The 17150-nt window shown below is 69.3% G+C and carries 12 protein-coding genes; 6 read left to right on the forward strand and 6 right to left on the reverse strand.

Going from position 1 to position 17150, the window contains the following annotated elements:
• Positions 1-16 precede the first annotated feature (16 nt).
• Positions 17-1243, forward strand: coding sequence for a serine hydrolase domain-containing protein (locus MFF55_RS12980; RefSeq protein WP_238244517.1), 1227 nt, complete (start codon positions 17-19; stop codon positions 1241-1243).
• A 16-nt stretch (positions 1244-1259) separates the two neighbouring features.
• Here the strand turns inward: MFF55_RS12980 and MFF55_RS12985 are convergent, their stop codons facing one another.
• Positions 1260-1934 (reverse strand): DUF2147 domain-containing protein, encoded by a 675-nt coding sequence (locus MFF55_RS12985; RefSeq protein WP_238244518.1) that lies wholly within the window; start codon positions 1932-1934, stop codon positions 1260-1262.
• A gap of 195 nt (positions 1935-2129) precedes the next feature.
• Positions 2130-2339 (reverse strand): hypothetical protein, encoded by a 210-nt coding sequence (locus MFF55_RS12990; RefSeq protein WP_238244519.1) that lies wholly within the window; start codon positions 2337-2339, stop codon positions 2130-2132.
• A 269-nt stretch (positions 2340-2608) separates the two neighbouring features.
• Between MFF55_RS12990 and MFF55_RS12995 the strand changes: the two genes are divergently transcribed.
• The 4 genes from MFF55_RS12995 (at position 2609) to MFF55_RS13010 (ending at position 9399) form a co-directional block, all read left to right on the forward strand.
• Positions 2609-3952 (forward strand): MFS transporter, encoded by a 1344-nt coding sequence (locus tag MFF55_RS12995; RefSeq protein ID WP_373874802.1) that lies wholly within the window; start codon positions 2609-2611, stop codon positions 3950-3952.
• 185 nt (positions 3953-4137) lie between these two features.
• Positions 4138-7104 carry an excinuclease ABC subunit UvrA gene (uvrA, locus tag MFF55_RS13000; RefSeq protein WP_238244520.1) on the forward strand — a complete coding sequence of 989 codons (2967 nt, stop codon included), beginning with the start codon at positions 4138-4140 and terminating at the stop codon, positions 7102-7104.
• A 535-nt stretch (positions 7105-7639) separates the two neighbouring features.
• On the forward strand, positions 7640-8611 hold the full coding sequence (locus tag MFF55_RS13005) for a transporter (RefSeq protein ID WP_238244521.1): 972 nt from the start codon (positions 7640-7642) through the stop codon (positions 8609-8611).
• 218 nt (positions 8612-8829) lie between these two features.
• Positions 8830-9399: a fasciclin domain-containing protein gene (locus MFF55_RS13010; RefSeq protein ID WP_238244522.1), complete on the forward strand. Its 570-nt coding sequence runs from the start codon at positions 8830-8832 to the stop codon at positions 9397-9399.
• A gap of 168 nt (positions 9400-9567) precedes the next feature.
• On the opposite strand, the gene hflX is transcribed toward MFF55_RS13010, so the two are convergent.
• The 4 genes from hflX to MFF55_RS13030 all read right to left on the reverse strand — a co-directional run bounded on the left by hflX (position 9568) and on the right by MFF55_RS13030 (position 15344).
• The gene (gene hflX / locus MFF55_RS13015; protein ID WP_238244523.1) at positions 9568-10959 is read right to left on the reverse strand and encodes a GTPase HflX; all 1392 of its coding nucleotides are present in this window, start codon (positions 10957-10959) and stop codon (positions 9568-9570) included.
• A gap of 246 nt (positions 10960-11205) precedes the next feature.
• Positions 11206-11460: an RNA chaperone Hfq gene (gene hfq, locus MFF55_RS13020; RefSeq protein WP_056118981.1), complete on the reverse strand. Its 255-nt coding sequence runs from the start codon at positions 11458-11460 to the stop codon at positions 11206-11208.
• Positions 11461-11625: 165 nt separating this feature from the next.
• The gene (ntrX, locus tag MFF55_RS13025; protein WP_238244524.1) at positions 11626-12996 is read right to left on the reverse strand and encodes a nitrogen assimilation response regulator NtrX; all 1371 of its coding nucleotides are present in this window, start codon (positions 12994-12996) and stop codon (positions 11626-11628) included.
• A complete protein-coding gene (locus MFF55_RS13030) occupies positions 12993-15344 on the reverse strand; it encodes a sensor histidine kinase NtrY-like (RefSeq protein WP_238244525.1) in 2352 nt (783 codons plus the stop codon). Before MFF55_RS13030 ends, ntrX begins: the two co-directional genes overlap by 4 nt.
• A 196-nt stretch (positions 15345-15540) precedes the next feature.
• Between MFF55_RS13030 and MFF55_RS13035 the strand changes: the two genes are divergently transcribed.
• Positions 15541-17139, forward strand: a complete 1599-nt coding sequence (locus MFF55_RS13035; RefSeq protein ID WP_238244526.1) for a gamma-glutamyltransferase family protein — start codon at positions 15541-15543, stop codon at positions 17137-17139.
• The last annotated feature ends 11 nt before the right edge of the window (positions 17140-17150 follow it).

Raw genomic sequence — 17150 nt, forward strand, 5'->3', positions numbered from 1 at the left:
GCCCGGAGCGTAACCGTTGGATTCCATAACCGACATCGATCCCCGCGCGGTCGGGCTCTGCCCGGACCGCCTGGAGCGGATCGACGGCTGGATGCGGCGGCTCGTGGCCGATGGCCGCCTCGCCGGACTCTCCGTCGCGTTCCTGCGCGGGGGGAAGACGGCGTTCTTCCGAGCCCACGGCCTCGCCGACATCGGGCGGCAAAAACCCTTCGCCGCCGACACCATCGTGCGCATCTACTCGATGACCAAGCCCCTGACCTCGGTCGCGGTCATGATGCTCTACGAGGAGGGCCGCTTCCAGCTCGACGATCCCGTCACGCGCTTCCTGCCCGAGTTCGGCGACATGCGGGTGCTCACCGGCGGCAGCCGCGCCAAGTGGGACAGCGAGCCGGCCCGGCGCCCCATCACGATCCGCGACCTCCTCACCCATACCTCGGGCCTGACCTACGGCTTCATGGAGGCGACCCTCGTCGACGCCTTGTACCGATCGAGCGGCGTCGATTTCGGCGAGAAGCAGGAGGCGAGCCTCGCCGAGGTGGTCCGGCGCCTGAGCGAGATGCCGCTGCTGGCGCAGCCCGGCTCGGAATGGAACTACTCCGTCGGGACCGACGTGCTCGGCCACCTCGTCGCCGCGGTCTCGGGCCGGGACTTCGCGGACGTCCTGCGGGAGCGGGTGATCGCGCCGCTTGGCATGGTCGACACGGATTTCTTCGTGCCGGCCCACAAGGCGTCGCGGCTCGCTGCGACCTACAGCCTGTACCGGGACCGGTCGCTCAAGCTCTACGACGATGCGGAGGGCGGCCCCTTCACCCGTCCGCCGGCCCTGGCCTCGGGCGGCGGCGGCCTCGTCTCGACGGCCGCCGACTACCTGCGCTTCTGCCGCTTCATCCTGAACCGTGGCGAACTCGACGGCGTTCGGCTGCTTGGCCGAAAGACCGTGGACCTGATGTGCATGAACCACTTGCCCGGCGATCTTGCCGCGATGGGTCAGCCGCGCTTCTCGGAATCGAGCTATACCGGGATCGGGTTCGGGCTCGGCTTCTCGGTGATGCTCGACCCCGCCCGTGCCCAGATCCTCGGCACGCCGGGCGAGGTCGCCTGGGGCGGGCTCGCCAGCACCTCGTTCTGGATCGACCCGGCCGAGGACCTCGCCGTGGTGATGCTCGCCCAGCTCATCCCGTCCTCGGCCCTGCCGATCCGACGGGAATTGCGGGTCCTGACCTACGCGGCGCTGGTCGACTGACCGGACCGCGAGCCTCTCACTCCGCCGGCGCGGCGCCCGTCGCCGGCTTCGCGACGGGTTTGGGTGCGGGCGCGGCCGACCTCGTGGCGGCCGATGGAGCGCTCGTCGCCGTGCCGGTCGTACCCGGCGTTCCAGTCGCCGCGCTGGGGGGCACCTTTGGGGCCCATTCCGCGTCGGCACGAGGCCCGTTCGGGCCGTTGGTCGGGCCGGTGAGCTGCCCGGGCAGCACGTCGGTGACGCGGCTCCAGGTCTGCGAGCCGCAGAGGAAGCCGAGCATGCAGCCGCGGACCGAGAGCTCGGTGGGCTGCTCGGTCCAGATCGTGACGTCGTAGAACTTGCCTTCCTCGGAATTGTAGATCTTGCCCTCGTAGCGGGCGTCGGCATTGGGCTTGAGGCCCATGACGAGCTGGTGCCCGAGGGAGGGCCGGGTCTGCTTCTTCGGATCGGGGTTCTTGAAGTCGACCCGGGGCTGGCCCTTGTCGTTGAGCGGAACCTTCAGCCAGACCACGTAGCCGCAGAGATTGGTGACCTGCGGGCCGCACTTCTCGACGCGGATGCGCGCGCGGCCGTCCTCGGTCAGCCAGGTCCCGCTCGGATCGTTCGGCGCCGCCGCGAGGGCGAGGCCAGGCGCCGCTGTCAGCGCGAGCGCGGCGAGCCGCCCCGCCGACCGGGTGATCGGTCCATACTTCATACGGATCTTCCTCATACGCCCCGATCGCAACCCCGCCCGGTCCCGACCGGACGCGGCGGCGATCGCCCACGGCTCTGAGGTCACGCCATCCGATGGGAAGGTGACCGGATCATGACCGGCCCGAGGCGACCCGACGCCGAACGAAAAAGGCCGGCGCATCCGCGCCGGCCCCGATTCGCCCGATTGCAGAGCCGCTTACTCGGCGGCGCTCATCTCGGCGGTGAAGTGGCCGCACCAATCGCTGGCGCCGACCACCGGCCAGAGGCCCGGCGACTTCGGCTCGGGCTGGCTCACCGGCGGATTGTAGCGGCACAGGCCCTCGTTGCCGGCGGCGTGGCCGCCGTTGAGCTTGTGGTCGTCGAAGAAGCGGCAGCTCTGGCAGGCGGCGTTATGCGTGTTGGCCATCATCGTCTCCGGTCGGTTGTGGAAGCCATTCGCTTCGTGTCGGCTCGCTGTTCTTAATTAGAACAACTCCAATGAAGGGTCAACGCGGATCGGCGGGTCTGGTTTCATGGCCGTTGACAGCGGGCCGTTCGTCCGGCGGCGGAGTGCGGGCGGATTCCTGTGCAAGGGCCGCCGCCGGGCGGAGCGTGCCAAGCCTTTCCGGTGCTGCTAGGCTCCGCCTCGCAACCGATGGTGGAGCCGGCGGCGCCGACGGGAGGACGCTCATCGTGATGACGCCCCAGGACGACGCGTCCGGCCATGATCATGATCATGCGCTCGGCGCGCGCACGATCGCCCTGATCACGCGGCGGCTGATGCCGCTCCTCGGGCTGATGTACCTCGTCGCCTATATCGACCGGCAGAACGTCTCCTACGCCAAGCTCCAGATGGTGGGCGATCTGGGCTTGAGCGAAGCGGCCTACGGCCTCGGCGCCTCGCTGTTCTTCCTCGCCTACTTCCTGTTCGAGGTGCCCGCGAACGTGATCCTGGCGCGGGTGGGCGCGCGGGTCTGGTTCGCGCGGATCATGATGTCGTGGGGGATCGTCACGATCCTCCTCGCCTTCACCCAGAACGCGGCGATGTTCTACGTGCTCCGCTTCCTGCTGGGGGTGGCGGAGGCCGGGTTCTTCCCCGGCGTGCTGTTCATGCTGACGCTGTGGTTTCCGCAAGATCACCGGGCGCGGATGATCGGCTGGTTCATGATCGCCAGCGCGCTCGCCAACGCGGTCGGAGCGGCGATCGGCGGCGCGCTCCTCGACCTCGACGGCCTGCTCGCCCTGCGCGGCTGGCAATGGGTCTTCCTCGCCACCGGCCTTCCGGCGGTCCTGCTCGCCGCCGTCGTCTTCGTGATCCTCCCGAGCCGGCCCGAAGACGCGCCCTGGCTCGATCCGGAGGGCCGGCGCTGGCTCTCGGAGACCCTCGCCCGCGAGGCGGGCCAGGGGCACACCGAGCACGGCAATCCCTTCGCGGCCCTGCTCGACCGCCGCGTGCTCCTGCTCGCCACGCTCTATGTCGGCTTTCCCCTCGCCGCCTACGGCTTGAGCTACTGGCTGCCCACCGTCGTGAAGGGGTTCGGGGTCTCGAACACCGTCAACGGCTTCGTCAACATCATCCCCTGGATCGTGGTCGCCCTCGCGCTGTGGTGGGTGCCGCGCAACGCCGCCCGGACCGGCGAGCAGACCTGGCACATCGTCGGGCCGGCGCTGATCGCGGCTCTCGCCCTCGTCGCCAGCGTCGTCGTCCCCGGCGATGCGCTCAAGTTCGCCTGCCTCTGCGTGGCGGCCGCGGGCATCTTCTCGGCCCAGCCGGTGTTCTGGTCCCTGCCGCCGACCTTCCTCAAGGGCGCCAGCGCCGCGGCGGGCATCGCAGCCATCAACTCGGTGGGCAATCTCGGCGGCTTCGTCGCGCAGAACGTGGTGCCTTGGATCAAGGACCGGACCAGCAGCGACCTTCTGCCGATGCTCTTCCTCGCCGCCTGCCTCACGGTCGGCGCCCTCCTAGTCCCCGTCGCCCAGGCCCTGTTGCGGCCGGCCTCCGGCCAGACCTCGCGGAAGGGCTCGGGGGTTGCGGCCTGAGGGCTCACCGGTCTTCGGGAACCGGGCTTGTCGTCGCGGCGATCTTGGCGCCGTACGCTTTTTGTTCTAGACGAGCCGCAGTCGACTTGGCGTATTCCCTGCCCGCGCGTTCTCGAAGGCCTGCCCCTCTCCGGTGAGTGGCGGGCGCGCCCTGCCATCGTGCCTCTCCTGAGATCCATCAGCCCATGGCCAGAGCCAAAGCCGCCGCGAGGCAACCCGCCGAGAAGTCCACCGCCGACCTCGAGCGGCTCTTCGACGGGGCTCGCGATGCCCGTGTCATCGCGGTGCGCGGCGCCCGCGAGCACAATCTCAAGAACGTCGACCTGACGATCCCGCGCGACAAGCTCGTGGTGTTCACGGGTCTCTCGGGCTCGGGCAAGTCCTCGCTCGCCTTCGACACGATCTACGCCGAGGGGCAGCGCCGCTACGTCGAATCGCTTTCGGCCTATGCCCGCCAGTTCCTCGAGATGATGTCGAAGCCCGACGTCGACCAGATCGACGGGCTCTCGCCGGCGATCTCCATCGAGCAGAAGACGACCTCGAAGAACCCGCGCTCGACCGTCGGCACGGTGACGGAGATCTACGACTACATGCGCCTGCTCTGGGCCAGGGTCGGCATTCCCTACTCGCCGGCCACGGGGCTCCCCATCGAGAGCCAGACGGTCAGTCAGATGGTCGACCGGGTGCTGGCGCTGCCGGAGAAGACCCGGCTCTACCTGCTCGCGCCCGTCGTGCGCGGCCGCAAGGGCGAGTACCGCAAGGAGATCGCCGAGTTCCAGAAGAAGGGCTTTCAGCGCCTGCGGGTCGACGGCGAGTACCACGCCATCGACGACGTGCCGAAGCTCGACAAGAAGCTCAAGCACGACATCGACGTGGTGGTGGACCGCATCGTCGTGCGCGCCGACATCGCGGCTCGGCTCGCCGATTCCTTCGAGACGGCGCTGGAACTCGCCGACGGCATCGCGCTCATCGCCTTCGCCGACGCTGGGGACGGCGAGGCGCCGGAGACGATCACCTTCTCCTCCCGCTTCGCCTGCCCCGTCTCGGGCTTCACCATCGCCGAGATCGAGCCCCGGCTCTTCTCCTTCAACAATCCCTTCGGCGCCTGCCCGACCTGCGGCGGCATCGGCCACGAGATGCGGATTGATCCCGAGCTCGTGATCTCGGATCCGCGCCTCAGCCTGGCACGGGGCGCCGTCGGCCCCTGGGCGAAGTCGACCTCTCCCTATTACGGCCAGACCCTCGAGGCGCTGGCCCAGCATTACGGGTTCAAGACCAGCGTGGCCTGGTCGAGCCTGCCCGAGAGCGCGCGAGCCACGATCCTCTACGGCTCGGGCCGCGAGGCGATCCGCTTCGCCTACAACGACGGCCTGCGCGCCTACGCCGTGAACAAGCCCTTCGAGGGCGTGATCCCGAATCTCGAGCGCCGCTACAAGGAGACCGAGAGCGACGCGGCGCGGGAGGACATCGCCCGCTTCATGAGCGAGACGCCCTGCGCCGCCTGCGGCGGCAAGCGGCTGAAGCCGGAGGCGCTGGCCGTCAAGGTCGCGATGCAGGACATCGGCGAGGTCACCGCGCTGTCCGTGCGCGAGGCCCATCGCTGGTTCTCCGAGCTGACGGACAAACTGAACGACAAGCAGAACGCCATCGCGGTGCGCATCCTCAAGGAGATCCGCGACCGCCTCACCTTCCTCATCGATGTCGGCCTCGAATACCTGACCCTGGCGCGCGGCTCCGGCTCGCTCTCGGGGGGCGAGAGCCAGCGCATCCGGCTTGCCTCGCAGATCGGCTCGGGGCTGACGGGCGTTCTCTACGTCCTCGACGAGCCCTCGATCGGCCTGCACCAGCGCGACAACGAGCGTCTGCTCGGCACGTTGAAGCGGCTTCGCGACCTCGGCAACTCGGTCATCGTGGTCGAGCACGACGAGGACGCGATCCTGCAGGCCGATTACGTCGTCGATGTCGGCCCGGGCGCCGGCATCCACGGGGGCGAGATCATCGCGCAGGGCACGCCCGAGGAGGTGCTGCGCAACCCCGCCTCGCTGACCGCGAAGTACCTGACCGGCGAGATGAGCGTGCGCACGCCGAGCGCGCGGCGCAAGGCGACGAAGGGCCGGCTCAAGCTCGTCGGCGCCCGGGGCCACAATCTGAAGGATGTCGGCGTCGAGATTCCGCTCGGCACCTTCACCTGCGTCACCGGCGTGTCGGGCGGCGGCAAGTCCACGCTGATCATCGACACGCTCTACAAGGCGGTCGCCAAGAGCCTGAACGGCGCCCTCGAGCATCCCTCGCCCTACGAGCGCCTCGAGGGCCTGGAGCATCTCGACAAGGTCATCGACATCGATCAGTCGCCGATCGGGCGGACCCCCCGCTCGAACCCGGCGACCTATACGGGCGCCTTCACGCCGATCCGCGACTGGTTCGCGGGGCTGCCCGAGGCGAAGGCCCGCGGCTACCAGGCCGGGCGCTTCTCCTTCAACGTCAAGGGCGGGCGCTGCGAGGCCTGCCACGGCGACGGCATGATCAAGATCGAGATGCACTTCCTGCCCGACGTCTACGTCACCTGCGACGTCTGCAAGGGCCGGCGCTACGACCGCGAGACCCTGGAGGTGAAGTACCGCGGCCGCTCCATCGCCGACGTGCTCGACATGACGGTCGAGGAGGCCGCCGACCTGTTCAAGGCTGTGCCCACGATCCGCGAGAAGATGGAGACGCTGTCGCGCGTCGGCCTGCACTACGTCCGGGTCGGCCAGCAGGCGACGACGCTGTCCGGCGGCGAGGCGCAGCGGGTGAAGCTCTCGAAGGAGCTCTCGAAGCGCGCGACGGGGCGCACCCTCTACATCCTCGACGAGCCGACCACGGGCCTCCACTTCCACGACGTCGCCAAGCTGATGGAGGTCCTCCACGAGCTCGTCGACCAGGGCAACACCGTCGTGGTGATCGAGCACAACCTCGAGGTCATCAAGACGGCCGACTGGGTCATCGACATGGGCCCCGAGGGCGGCGACGGCGGCGGCACGGTGGTGGCCGAGGGGACGCCCGAGCAGATCGCCAAGTCGCGGGCCAGCCATACCGGGCGATTCCTGCGCGACGTGCTGGCCCGCCGCCCGGCCACCCTCCCCGATGCCAAGGCCCGCGCCGCCGCCGAGTGAGGCGGCCGCGTTCTGGCCTGCGAGGCATGATTCGAGCGTTGCGGCGCGTCCGACGCTCGATTCCGGCCTCGTTTGGCGCCTCGGTGGGCAGACCTGCCGCTGCCGCCGGCGGAGGCCCCGTCACGAGCCCTGACCGGCCGGCTTGCCGGAAAGTCCGGACCCGCTTGCCGCATCGTCCCGCTTCAGATCTCCCGACAAGAGCTTGAGTGTTCGGTGTTATCTTGCCGGGACACGAGCGATCCCGCGCCGGTTCTCGCCCTTGCGGCGATGCAAAACGAGACGCGGTGTGCTGTGTTGCAAGGCGGCAAAAATGCGGCTTTTGCGCAACGGTCGGATCCGAACTGCCGCGCTCCTAAGCATTCCACTGTCATTCCGACGCGGCTTGTAGAATAGTTCTCAGCGTTGAGACTTGAGCCGTGGCCGTGAGGGGGTGCTTCGGGTCATCCAGAGACAAACCGCAGTAAAGCGGTGTCGGGGCGGGTGATCTGCAAGGCTACACGGTGGACGCCTGAAATCCTTGGGAAGGACAAGACAAATGATGAAGAACTGGCTCGCTGCCGGAGCGCTCGCGCTCTCGGTCGGCATGACTGCGACGGCGTCCTACGCCCAGACCACGACCGTTCCCGGTGAGCAGGTCGGTCTGGCCACGGGTGCCCCGCTCCCCGAGGGCATCTACGCCCTCAACACCTTCGTCTACCGCATCAACGAGAACACCGGTCCGGGCTCCGTCGACGTCGGCGTCAACATCCCGGTGCTCGTGTGGTCGACCCCGCTGGTTCCGCTCGGCGGCCGCATCGAGCTGCTCGTCGCGCCTCCGACCGTCTTCACCTTCGGCAAGAACGGCGGCCCTGCCGGTGCCCGTGACATCTCCATCAACGTCGGCACCTTCGTCGGCGGCATCTGGGCGTTCGATCTCGGCGGCAACGTCGGCGTCAGCTTGCTCGGCGGTGTCTACCTGAACGAGCTCAACGGCGACCGCGGCGTGCTCGTGAGCAACGCCGGCACCTTCCTCGGCGCTCCGGTCCTGCCGCAGCTCGCCTCGAACACCTACCGCGCCGGCATCGCCATCAGCTACACCGGCGACGGCTACAACCTGACCGCCAACCTGACCGGCAACTTCTACGACTCGCCGGCCTCGTTCGGTGGCCCGAACATCGCGGGCTTCGGTAACACCCGTGGACCGTTCACCATCTCCGACTCGCTCAACCTTGACCTGACCGCGACCAAGAAGTTCGGCAAGTTCGAGATCGGCGCCATCGGCTACGGCACGGTCAACCTCGACACCAGCGTCGGAAGCCTGGCCGCTGGCAACCGCGGCAGCTTCTCGCTCGGTGGCCTGATCGGCTACGACTTCGGACCGGTCACGGCCCAGGTTTACGCCGCCACCACCGTCGTCACCTCCGTGCGTCGCAGCGAGACCGTCGAGGTCTGGGGCCGTCTGATCGTGCCGCTGTACTCGCCGACCCCGGTTGCCGCGGCCGCCACGCCGATCATGCGCAAGTACTGAGATCGAACCACCGGCGCGTCCACGGGCGCGCCGGCTTCGGCCTCGAAGTTACGAGCCGCTCGATCCACCTGGATCGGGCGGCTTTGTCGTTCCAGGACCTGTCAGCCGGAATCACGCGAAAGGTGAAGTCGCCGCGAACCCGCTGAAACTTTCGCGGCGAGGCCTCCGTAAGCCTCCACGACTCCCAGAATCGGGGGATCGAAGAAGAGGATACGTGAATGATCAACGCTCTCGTCCGCCGCAATGTCGCCGCCGTGGCGCTCGCCTTCGCCGTCGGTGCCGCGCTCCCCGCCGCGGCGCTCGCCAAGAACCCGATGGTCGGCGGCGCGCCGATGCTGGCCTCCAAGAACATCGTCGAGAACGCGGTCAACTCGAAGGACCACACGACGCTCGTCGCCGCCGTGAAGGCCGCCGGCCTCGTCGACACCCTGGCCGGCCCCGGCCCGTTTACGGTGTTCGCGCCGACCAACGCCGCCTTCGCCAAGCTGCCGCCGGGCACCGTCGAGACCCTGGTGAAGCCCGAGAACAAGGGCACGCTGACCACCATCCTGACCTACCACGTGGTCCCGGGCGTCTACACCGCGAAGGACCTGATGGCCGAGGTGAAGAAGGGTGGGGGCGAGGCGCTCCTGAAGACCGCCAGCGGCGGCCAGCTGCTTGTCACCGCGAAGGGCAAGAAGGTCTTCGTGACCGACGCCAAGGGTGGCACTGCCACGGTGACCATCGCCAACGTGATGCAGTCGAACGGCGTCATCCACGTCGTGAACGGCGTGCTGCTGCCGCAGTAATCGCGGTCGGGTAACGCGCGGGTTCTTCCCTCTCTCGTCTGTGGGAGAGGGTGGCCCGCGTCAGCGGGTCGGGAGAGGGGACCGCGACGTATCCGGAAAGGGCGGTGCTCCCCTCTCCCGCCTCGCATCCGCGAGGCACCCTCCCCCGCAGAGGGGGAAGGGTCGCGATCACCCTGCCCGGTGCAGCCGCTTGGCCCCGCCGAAACGGTTGAGGAACCGGGGCTCCTTCTCCGGAGCGATCCGGATGGCGAGGTGGATGGTACCCCCCTCCTCCTCGCGCCGGTCGAGCACCTCGGCGTTCTCGTAGAGCCAGTGCAGCGCGGCCCCGTCCTCGGGCGGCAGCACCACCGCGAAGGTCGAGCGCTGGCGCGCGATCCGCGCCTCGATCCGGCCGATCAACGCCGGAAGCCCCTCGCCCGTCAGCGCCGAGACGAGGACCGGTGCCGCGCTGTCGCGGTCGCTGCGACCCGTCCCGCTCAGGTTCAGGAGTCGGGTCCGCTCCGCCTCGTCGAGCAGATCGGCCTTGTTCCAGACCTCGATGATCCGGTCGGCGCTCGCCTCGATGCCGAGCTCGCGCAGCACGCCGCCGACATCCTCGGCCTGGGCGGCGCTGTCCTCGTGCGAGACGTCGCGGACGTGGAGCAGGATGTCGGCCTCGATCACGTCCTCCAGCGTCGCCCGGAACGCCGCGATGAGCGAGGTCGGCAGTTCGGAGATGAAGCCCACCGTGTCGGACAGGATCACGGTCTCGCCGTGCGGGAGCTTCGTCGCGCGCGCCGTCGGGTCGAGGGTGGCGAAGAGCATGTCCTGCGCGAGCACCTGCGCCCGGGTCAGCGTGTTGAACAGGGTCGACTTCCCCGCATTCGTGTAGCCGACCAGCGCCACGATCGGGTAGGGCACGCGCGCCCGGCTCGTCCGGTGCAGGCCGCGCGTGCGCGTGACGCCGTCGAGCTCGCGCTCGATCTTGGTCATGCGCTCCTGGATCATGCGCCGGTCCGCCTCGATCTGGGTCTCGCCGGGGCCGCCGAGAAAGCCGAAGCCGCCGCGCTGGCGCTCCAGGTGGGTCCAGGAGCGCACGAGCCGGCTGCGCTGATAGGCGAGATGCGCGTGCTCGACCTGCAGCGTGCCCTCCCGCGTGGAGGCGCGCCGCCCGAAGATCTCGAGGATCAGCCCGGTTCGGTCGATCACCTTGGCGCCCCAGGCCTTTTCCAGGTTGCGCTGCTGGACGGGCGAGAGCGCGCAATCCATCACGACGAGGCCGAGGCCCTGCGCCTTGATCAGGCCGGCCAGTTCCTCGACCCGGCCCTTGCCGAGATAGGTCGAGGGCCGGATGCGCTGGATCGACACCGCGATCGTCTCGACGACGTCGAGCTCGATCGCGGCGGCGAGTCCCGCCGCCTCGTCGAGCCGCGCCTCCGTGGAGCGGGACGCCTCGCCCCGTGCGGCTTGGCGGGCCAGGTAGGGGCCGACGACGAGGGTGTGGGTGGCGGCCGCGATCTCGCCCTCGGGAGCGGCCATCGCCTGGAGCCGGGCCTCGCCGGGAGTGAGTACGTCGCTCATGAAATCCTCTCGCTGCGTCCGTCTATATCGGGACGAGCGCCGGCTTTTGCAGGGTCGGGATCGGACGGTGCGCGATTCGCCGCCTGCGCAAAGCGCAGCACGGCTCCTGGACAGGCACCGCGAACATCGAATCCGTTGCCCTATCGGCCCCTCAAGGACGAGCCTCTCGGCTGGCCGTCGGCGAAAGGTGTCGAGGGCCCTGAGCCTCGACCTGCCCGCACAGCGGACAGGCCCGCATCGTGACGCTCACACCTTCTCGGGCGCGGTCTCGTCCGGCTCGAACAATTGCACCGGATGCCCCGGCATGATCGTCGAGATGGCGTGCTTGTAGACGAGCTGCGAATGGCCGTCGCGGCGGAGGAGGACGCAGAAATTGTCGAACCAGGTCACCACGCCCTGGAGCTTCACGCCGTTGACGAGGAAGATGGTGAGCGGGATCTTGTTCTTGCGGACGTGGTTGAGAAACGTGTCCTGCAGGTTCTGAGCGCGTTCGCCCGCCATTTCTTGTTATCCTTGTTGAACACTGCCGCCCGTCGCGATTGACGGGTTCTCATCAGTCCGGCTTGGGGCGTCCTGTCCGCACGACTTGGACGGGCGCCGTCAACCCCCGCCATTACACGTAGATTGCTGCTCCGATGCAAGAGCAGGCGCACGCGTGCAGCCTCCTCAGGGTCCGATACCCAGGGACTTCAGCTTGCGGTGCAGGGCCGAGCGCTCCATGCCGATGAATTCGGCCGTGCGCGAGATATTGCCCGAGAAGCGCGCGATCTGCGCCACGAGGTACTCGCGCTCGAAGATCTCTCTCGCCTCGCGCAGCGCCAGGCTCATCAGCTTCTCGCCGCCTGCCCCGTTCGGCGTCGTGGGCACCAGCGCCCCGATCTCGGAGGGCAGCATCTCGGAGGTCACCTCCTGCTCCGGATCGGTGTGAGTCAGGATCATCAGGCGCTCGACGTTGTTGCGCAGCTGCCGGATGTTGCCCGGCCAGTCGTGCGATTGCAGCACGGCCATCGCGTCCTCGGCGATGCGCCGGCGCGGCAGGCCGGTGGCGCCCGAGATCTGGTCCATGAAGAAGGAGATCAGCTCCGGCACGTCCTCGCGGCGCTCGGACAGGGCCGGCACCCGGATCGGCACCACGGAGAGGCGATGGAAGAGGTCCTCGCGGAAGCGGCCCGCCGCGATTTCCTCCGCCAGGTCGCGGGAGGAGGAGGAGATGATGCGCACGTCGACATGCACCCGCGTGGTGCCGCCGACGCGCTGGAAGTTCTGGTCGACGAGGACCCGCAGGATGCGGTTCTGGGTCTCGCGGGGCATGTCCGCGACCTCGTCGATGTAGAGGGAGCCACCATGAGCCTCCTCGAGCGCGCCGACGCGCCGCGCCCGGCCCTCCCCGGCCTCGACGCCGAACAGCTCGGCCTCCATCGTCTCCGGCGTGATCGTCGCCGCGTTGATCACGACGAAGGGGCCGCTCGCCCGCGCCGAGGCCGCGTGGAGGGTGCGGGCCGAGAGCTCCTTGCCCGAGCCCGGCGCGCCCAGGATCATCACGCGTGCGTTGGTCGGTGCCACCCGGTCCACCGTCTGGCGGAGCTGGTTGACGGCCACCGAGCCGCCGACGAGCCGGCTCGCCTGGCCCGAGCGGGTCTTGAGGTCGCGGACCTCGCGCTTGAGGCGCGACGCTTCCAGCGCGCGCTCGGCCACCAGGATCAGCCGGTCGGCCTTGAACGGCTTCTCGATGAAGTCGTAGGCGCCCGCCTTGATGGCCGCGACCGCCGTCTCGATGTTGCCGTGGCCCGAGATCATCACGACGGGCAGGTCGGGATGGCCCGCCTTGATCTGGTCGAGCACCTGCAGCCCGTCGAGGCGCGAGCCCTGCAGCCAGATGTCGAGGAAGACGAGGTGGGGCCGGCGCGATTCGATGGCGTTGAGCGCCTCGTCCGAGCCTCCGGCCGTGCGGGTGCGGTGCCCCTCGTCGTCGAGGATGCCGGCGACGAGGTCGCGGATGTCGGCCTCGTCGTCGACGATCAGGATATCGGCGCTCATGACAGAATCTCCGCGATCCGGGGGGCCGTCGGTGCGGCGCCCTTCTCATCATCCGGCGAGGAGGTCCGGCCCCCCCGCGCTTCCTCACCCTGGACCTCGAGCGGCACCCGCATCCGCACGCGTCCGCCCCGGCCCGCGGGGTTGTCGTTCAGCTCGATCCCGCCGCCGTGCTCTTCCAGAACCTTGCTGACGATCGCGAGCCCTAAGCCCGTGCCGCCCTCGCGGGTCGTCATATAGGGCTCCAGCAGGCGCTGACGTCCCTCTGCCGGGAAGCCCTTGCCGTTGTCGGTGACTTCCAGCACGGCGAAGCCGTCCTCCACGAGAAGGCGCACATCGACCCGGCCCTTGCCGAGTTCCGCCTCCGGCACCGCAGCCACCGCCTCGACGGCGTTCTTCAGGATGTTGGTCAGAGCCTGGGACAGGAGCCGGATGTCGAAGGCGGCGAGCAGGCGCTCCTCCTCGCCGTTTTTGCCCGGCGCGGCGAAGCTGAAATCCATGTCGGGATGCGCGACCCGCATCATGAACAGGTTCTGCTTGGCGATCTCGGTGAGGTCGTTCCGAGCGATCGCGGGCTTGGGCATCCGCGCGAAGGAGGAGAACTCGTCGACCATGCGCTTGATCTCGTCGACCTGGCGCACGATCGTCGCGGTGCACTGGTCGAAGACCTCGCGGTCGGTGACGATGACCTTGCCGTACTTGCGCCGGATGCGCTCGGCCGAGAGCTGGATCGGGGTCAGCGGGTTCTTGATCTCGTGGGCGATGCGGCGCGCGACGTCTGCCCAGGCCGAGGTGCGCTGGGCCGAGACGAGGTCGGTGATGTCGTCGAGCGTCACCACGAATCCGCGCTGCCCGCCCTGCGCCTGCTCGCTCGTGACCCGCACGGTGACGGTCCGCTCGCGGCCCTCGCGGGTGATCTGGATCTGCTGCTGGAGCGCGCGCTGGCGCCCCTCCCCGCCCTCGGGGAAGAGGGGCTGCAGCTCCGGCACGGCCTGGGTCAGCGGCCGGCCCACGATCTCCTCCGCCGAGACCCCGAGGGTGCGCTCGACCGCCGGGTTGGCGATGGTGACGAGCCCGTCCGCGTCGACGCCGATGACGCCTGGCGAGACGCCCGAGAGCACGGCCTCCGTGAAGCGTCGGCGGCGGTCGATGAGCTCGCTCGCCGCGGTCAGGCCGTCGTGCTGGCGGCGCAGCTCCTGCGTCATCTTGTTGAAGCTCTCGCCGAGATGGGCGAGGTCGCCGTCGGTCTTCTTGGCCGGCACCTGCGCGTAGAAATTGCCCGACGCGACCTGATCGGCGGCGTTGATGAGCCGCCGGATCGGCGCCACGAAGCGGTTGGCGAAGTTCAGCCCGAACCAGACCGCCGAGAGGAGCGCGATGAGCGCGATCAATACGAAGATCGAGGCGAAGGTGATCTGGATGGAGCGCTTGAGCGAATCGTAGGTGAGGTACTCGGCCGCCGCCGCCCGCGAGACGCCGGGGAACTCGACGGCGAGCTGGCTCACCTCGCGCTGCACGAGCAGGACGGCGCCGTCATAGGCGGTCATGCGCAGGAGGGCCGCGAAGATCCGCCCCTCGGTGGGGATGAGGCAGATCGGGTCGCCGGATTTCGCGGCATCCTCGAAGGCGGCGGCCGAGGGCAGGCGCCGCTCCTTCAGGATGTCGATGGTGGCGCGCGCCACGACCTCGTTCGGCCCGCGCATGATCTCGGCCACGGGCAGGCCCAGCGCCGTCGCCCGCGTCGTCAGGAAGCCCTGGAACCACTCGCGGTTCACGTCGAAGTTCGGCCGCGCCCGGGTCAGGTCGTCGGCGAGGATGCGGATCTCGCGGGCCAGGCTCTGGCACTGGTTCTCCTGATAGGCGTCGGCGACCTCGACGGATTTCAGCACGACGTCGCGCACCCGGTCGGTGAAGCCGAGCGACAGGCCGCGGTCGATGGTGACGGCGGCGACCACGGCGAGCAGCACCGTCGGCAGGATCGCGATGAGGCTGAACAGGCCGACGATGCGGGTGTGGAGCCGCGCCACCGCCGCGTTGGCGCGCCGGGCATGCAGGAAGACGCGCGCCTCCCAGGCGATGATCACGACGAGGCCGAGCACGAGAAAGACGTTGATGCCCAGCAGCGTCAGCCCGACCGTGGGCGTCGGCGTGACCCGGATGACGCCTGCGAGGATGAGGAACGTCGCGATGGCGGAGACCAGGGCGGTCGCCACGACGATCGCACCGATCCAGCCGGGCCCGCGCGGCGGCGGCTTGACCGCGGCCTGATCAGCCCCGACCGGAGCCGTTCCGGCGATGCCGGAGCCCTCCGTGACGGTATCCGAATTGCGGGAACGCCGAAGCCACGCCATGGCGTGATGCGTCGCCACAACAGTGTGGCGAAATTAATACGAATTACGTTTTCGCGTATAGCGCGGCCGGTGCCTCCGCGCGGCTCGAGCGGCAATCCCGGGCCGAGCGCGCGAGGTCCAGGGATCGACGATGCTCAATCGGCTCGCTAGCCTTTGGGAGCCAGATCGTCCGCCCTTGTCCACCATCGAGACCCGCATGCCTGAAACGCCCGTTTTCTCGTCCGCAGCAATCGCCGCGCCGCATCACCTAGCGGCCAAGACCGGGCAGACCGTGCTGGCCCAAGGCGGCAACGCGATCGAGGCAATGGCGGCGATGGCGGCGACCATCGCCGTGGTCTACCCCCACATGAACGGCATCGGCGGCGACGCCTTCTGGCTGGTGCGCGAGCCGGGCGGCCGGGTGCGAGGCATCGAGGCCTGCGGACCCGCGGGCAGCCTCGCCACGATCGGACGCTATCGCGAGAGGGGCTACGACGCGATCCCCGCGCGCGGGCCCGACGCCGCGCTGACGGTGGCGGGTGCCGTCGGCGGCTGGCGGCTCGCCCTGGACCTCGCCCGGGCGCTCGGCGGGCGGATGCCGCTCGACGCCCTGCTGGGCGACGCGATCCGCCATGCCCGCGAGGGCTGCCCGGTCTCGGCCTCGGAAGCGCGCTACGTGCCGAAGGAACTGGACTCGCTCCACGCCGCGCCGAACTTCGCCGCGACCTTCCTCGATGACGGAAAGCCCTACGCGGCCGGCGCGATCCGGCGCCTGCCGGCGCTGGCCGCCACCCTGGAGCAGCTCACCCATGCCGGGCTCGACGACTATTACCGCGGCGACATCGCCCGGGAGATCGCGGCCGACCTCGACCGGCTCGGCGCGCCGGTGACCCGGGCCGATCTCGCGGCCTACGCATCTCGGGAACGGGCACCCCTGACGCTGAGGCGGCGTGACGCCACCCTCTACAACTTCCCGCCCCCGACCCAGGGGCTCGCGGCCCTCATCATCCTCGGCCTGTTCGACCGCTTGCAGATTGATCGGGCCGAGAGCGCCGCGCATTATCACGGCCTGATCGAGGCGACGAAGCGGGCCTTCGCGGTTCGCGACCGGGTCGTCACCGATTTCGACCGCCTCACGGCCGATCCCGCCTCGTTCCTGGCGGCCGACAGGCTCGACCGCGCGGCCGCGCGCATCGACATGCGCCGGGCGGCGACGGTCCCGCTCGCGGGCACGAGCGATGGCGACACGGTCTGGATGGGCGCCATCGACCGCGACGGGCTCGCCGTGTCCTACATCCAGTCGATCTATTGGGAATACGGCTCCGGCACCGTGCTGCCGGGCACCGGCATCCACTGGCAGAACCGGGGCATGTCCTTCTCCCTCGATCCGGCCGCGGTGAACCCGCTGGAGCCGGGCCGGCGTCCCTTCCACACGTTGATTCCGGCGCTCGCCAGCTTCGACGACGGCCGGGTGATGTCCTACGGCAGCATGGGCGGGGACGGGCAGCCGCAATTCCAGGCCCAGATCTTCTCCCGCTACGCCGATTACGGCATGAGCCCCGCCGACGCCGTCGACGCCCCTCGCCTGCTCTACGGACGGACCTGGGGCGCCGAGTCCCTCAGCGTGAAGGTCGAGGACCGCTTCGATCCGGCCTGCATCGCGGCCCTGCGCGCCATGGGCCACGACATCGAGGAGCTCGGCGGCGCCTACATCGACTCCCTGGGACACGCCGGCATGCTGATCCGGCACTCCGGCAATGGGCGGATCGAGGCCGTGCACGATCCCCGCTCCGACGGGGGCTCGTCCGGGATCTGAGGCGGGAGCGG

This window comes from Methylobacterium iners (assembly GCF_022179305.1).
Lineage (GTDB): Bacteria > Pseudomonadota > Alphaproteobacteria > Rhizobiales > Beijerinckiaceae > Methylobacterium > Methylobacterium iners.

What these genes read in the sequence shown, in the direction of transcription:
- ntrX (WP_238244524.1), bottom strand. Translation starts at nt 12,996, where the DNA reads ATGAGCGCCGATATCCTGATCGTCGACGACGAGGCCGACATCCGCGAC.
- hflX (WP_238244523.1), bottom strand. Translation starts at nt 10,959, where the DNA reads ATGAGCGACGTACTCACTCCCGGCGAGGCCCGGCTCCAGGCGATGGCC.
- MFF55_RS13030 (WP_238244525.1), bottom strand. Translation starts at nt 15,344, where the DNA reads ATGGCGTGGCTTCGGCGTTCCCGCAATTCGGATACCGTCACGGAGGGC.
- MFF55_RS12985 (WP_238244518.1), bottom strand. Translation starts at nt 1,934, where the DNA reads ATGAAGTATGGACCGATCACCCGGTCGGCGGGGCGGCTCGCCGCGCTC.
- MFF55_RS12990 (WP_238244519.1), bottom strand. Translation starts at nt 2,339, where the DNA reads ATGGCCAACACGCATAACGCCGCCTGCCAGAGCTGCCGCTTCTTCGAC.
- MFF55_RS13010 (WP_238244522.1), top strand. Translation starts at nt 8,830, where the DNA reads ATGATCAACGCTCTCGTCCGCCGCAATGTCGCCGCCGTGGCGCTCGCC.
- MFF55_RS13005 (WP_238244521.1), top strand. Translation starts at nt 7,640, where the DNA reads ATGATGAAGAACTGGCTCGCTGCCGGAGCGCTCGCGCTCTCGGTCGGC.
- MFF55_RS12995 (WP_373874802.1), top strand. Translation starts at nt 2,609, where the DNA reads ATGACGCCCCAGGACGACGCGTCCGGCCATGATCATGATCATGCGCTC.
- uvrA (WP_238244520.1), top strand. Translation starts at nt 4,138, where the DNA reads ATGGCCAGAGCCAAAGCCGCCGCGAGGCAACCCGCCGAGAAGTCCACC.
- hfq (WP_056118981.1), bottom strand. Translation starts at nt 11,460, where the DNA reads ATGGCGGGCGAACGCGCTCAGAACCTGCAGGACACGTTTCTCAACCAC.
- MFF55_RS13035 (WP_238244526.1), top strand. Translation starts at nt 15,541, where the DNA reads ATGCCTGAAACGCCCGTTTTCTCGTCCGCAGCAATCGCCGCGCCGCAT.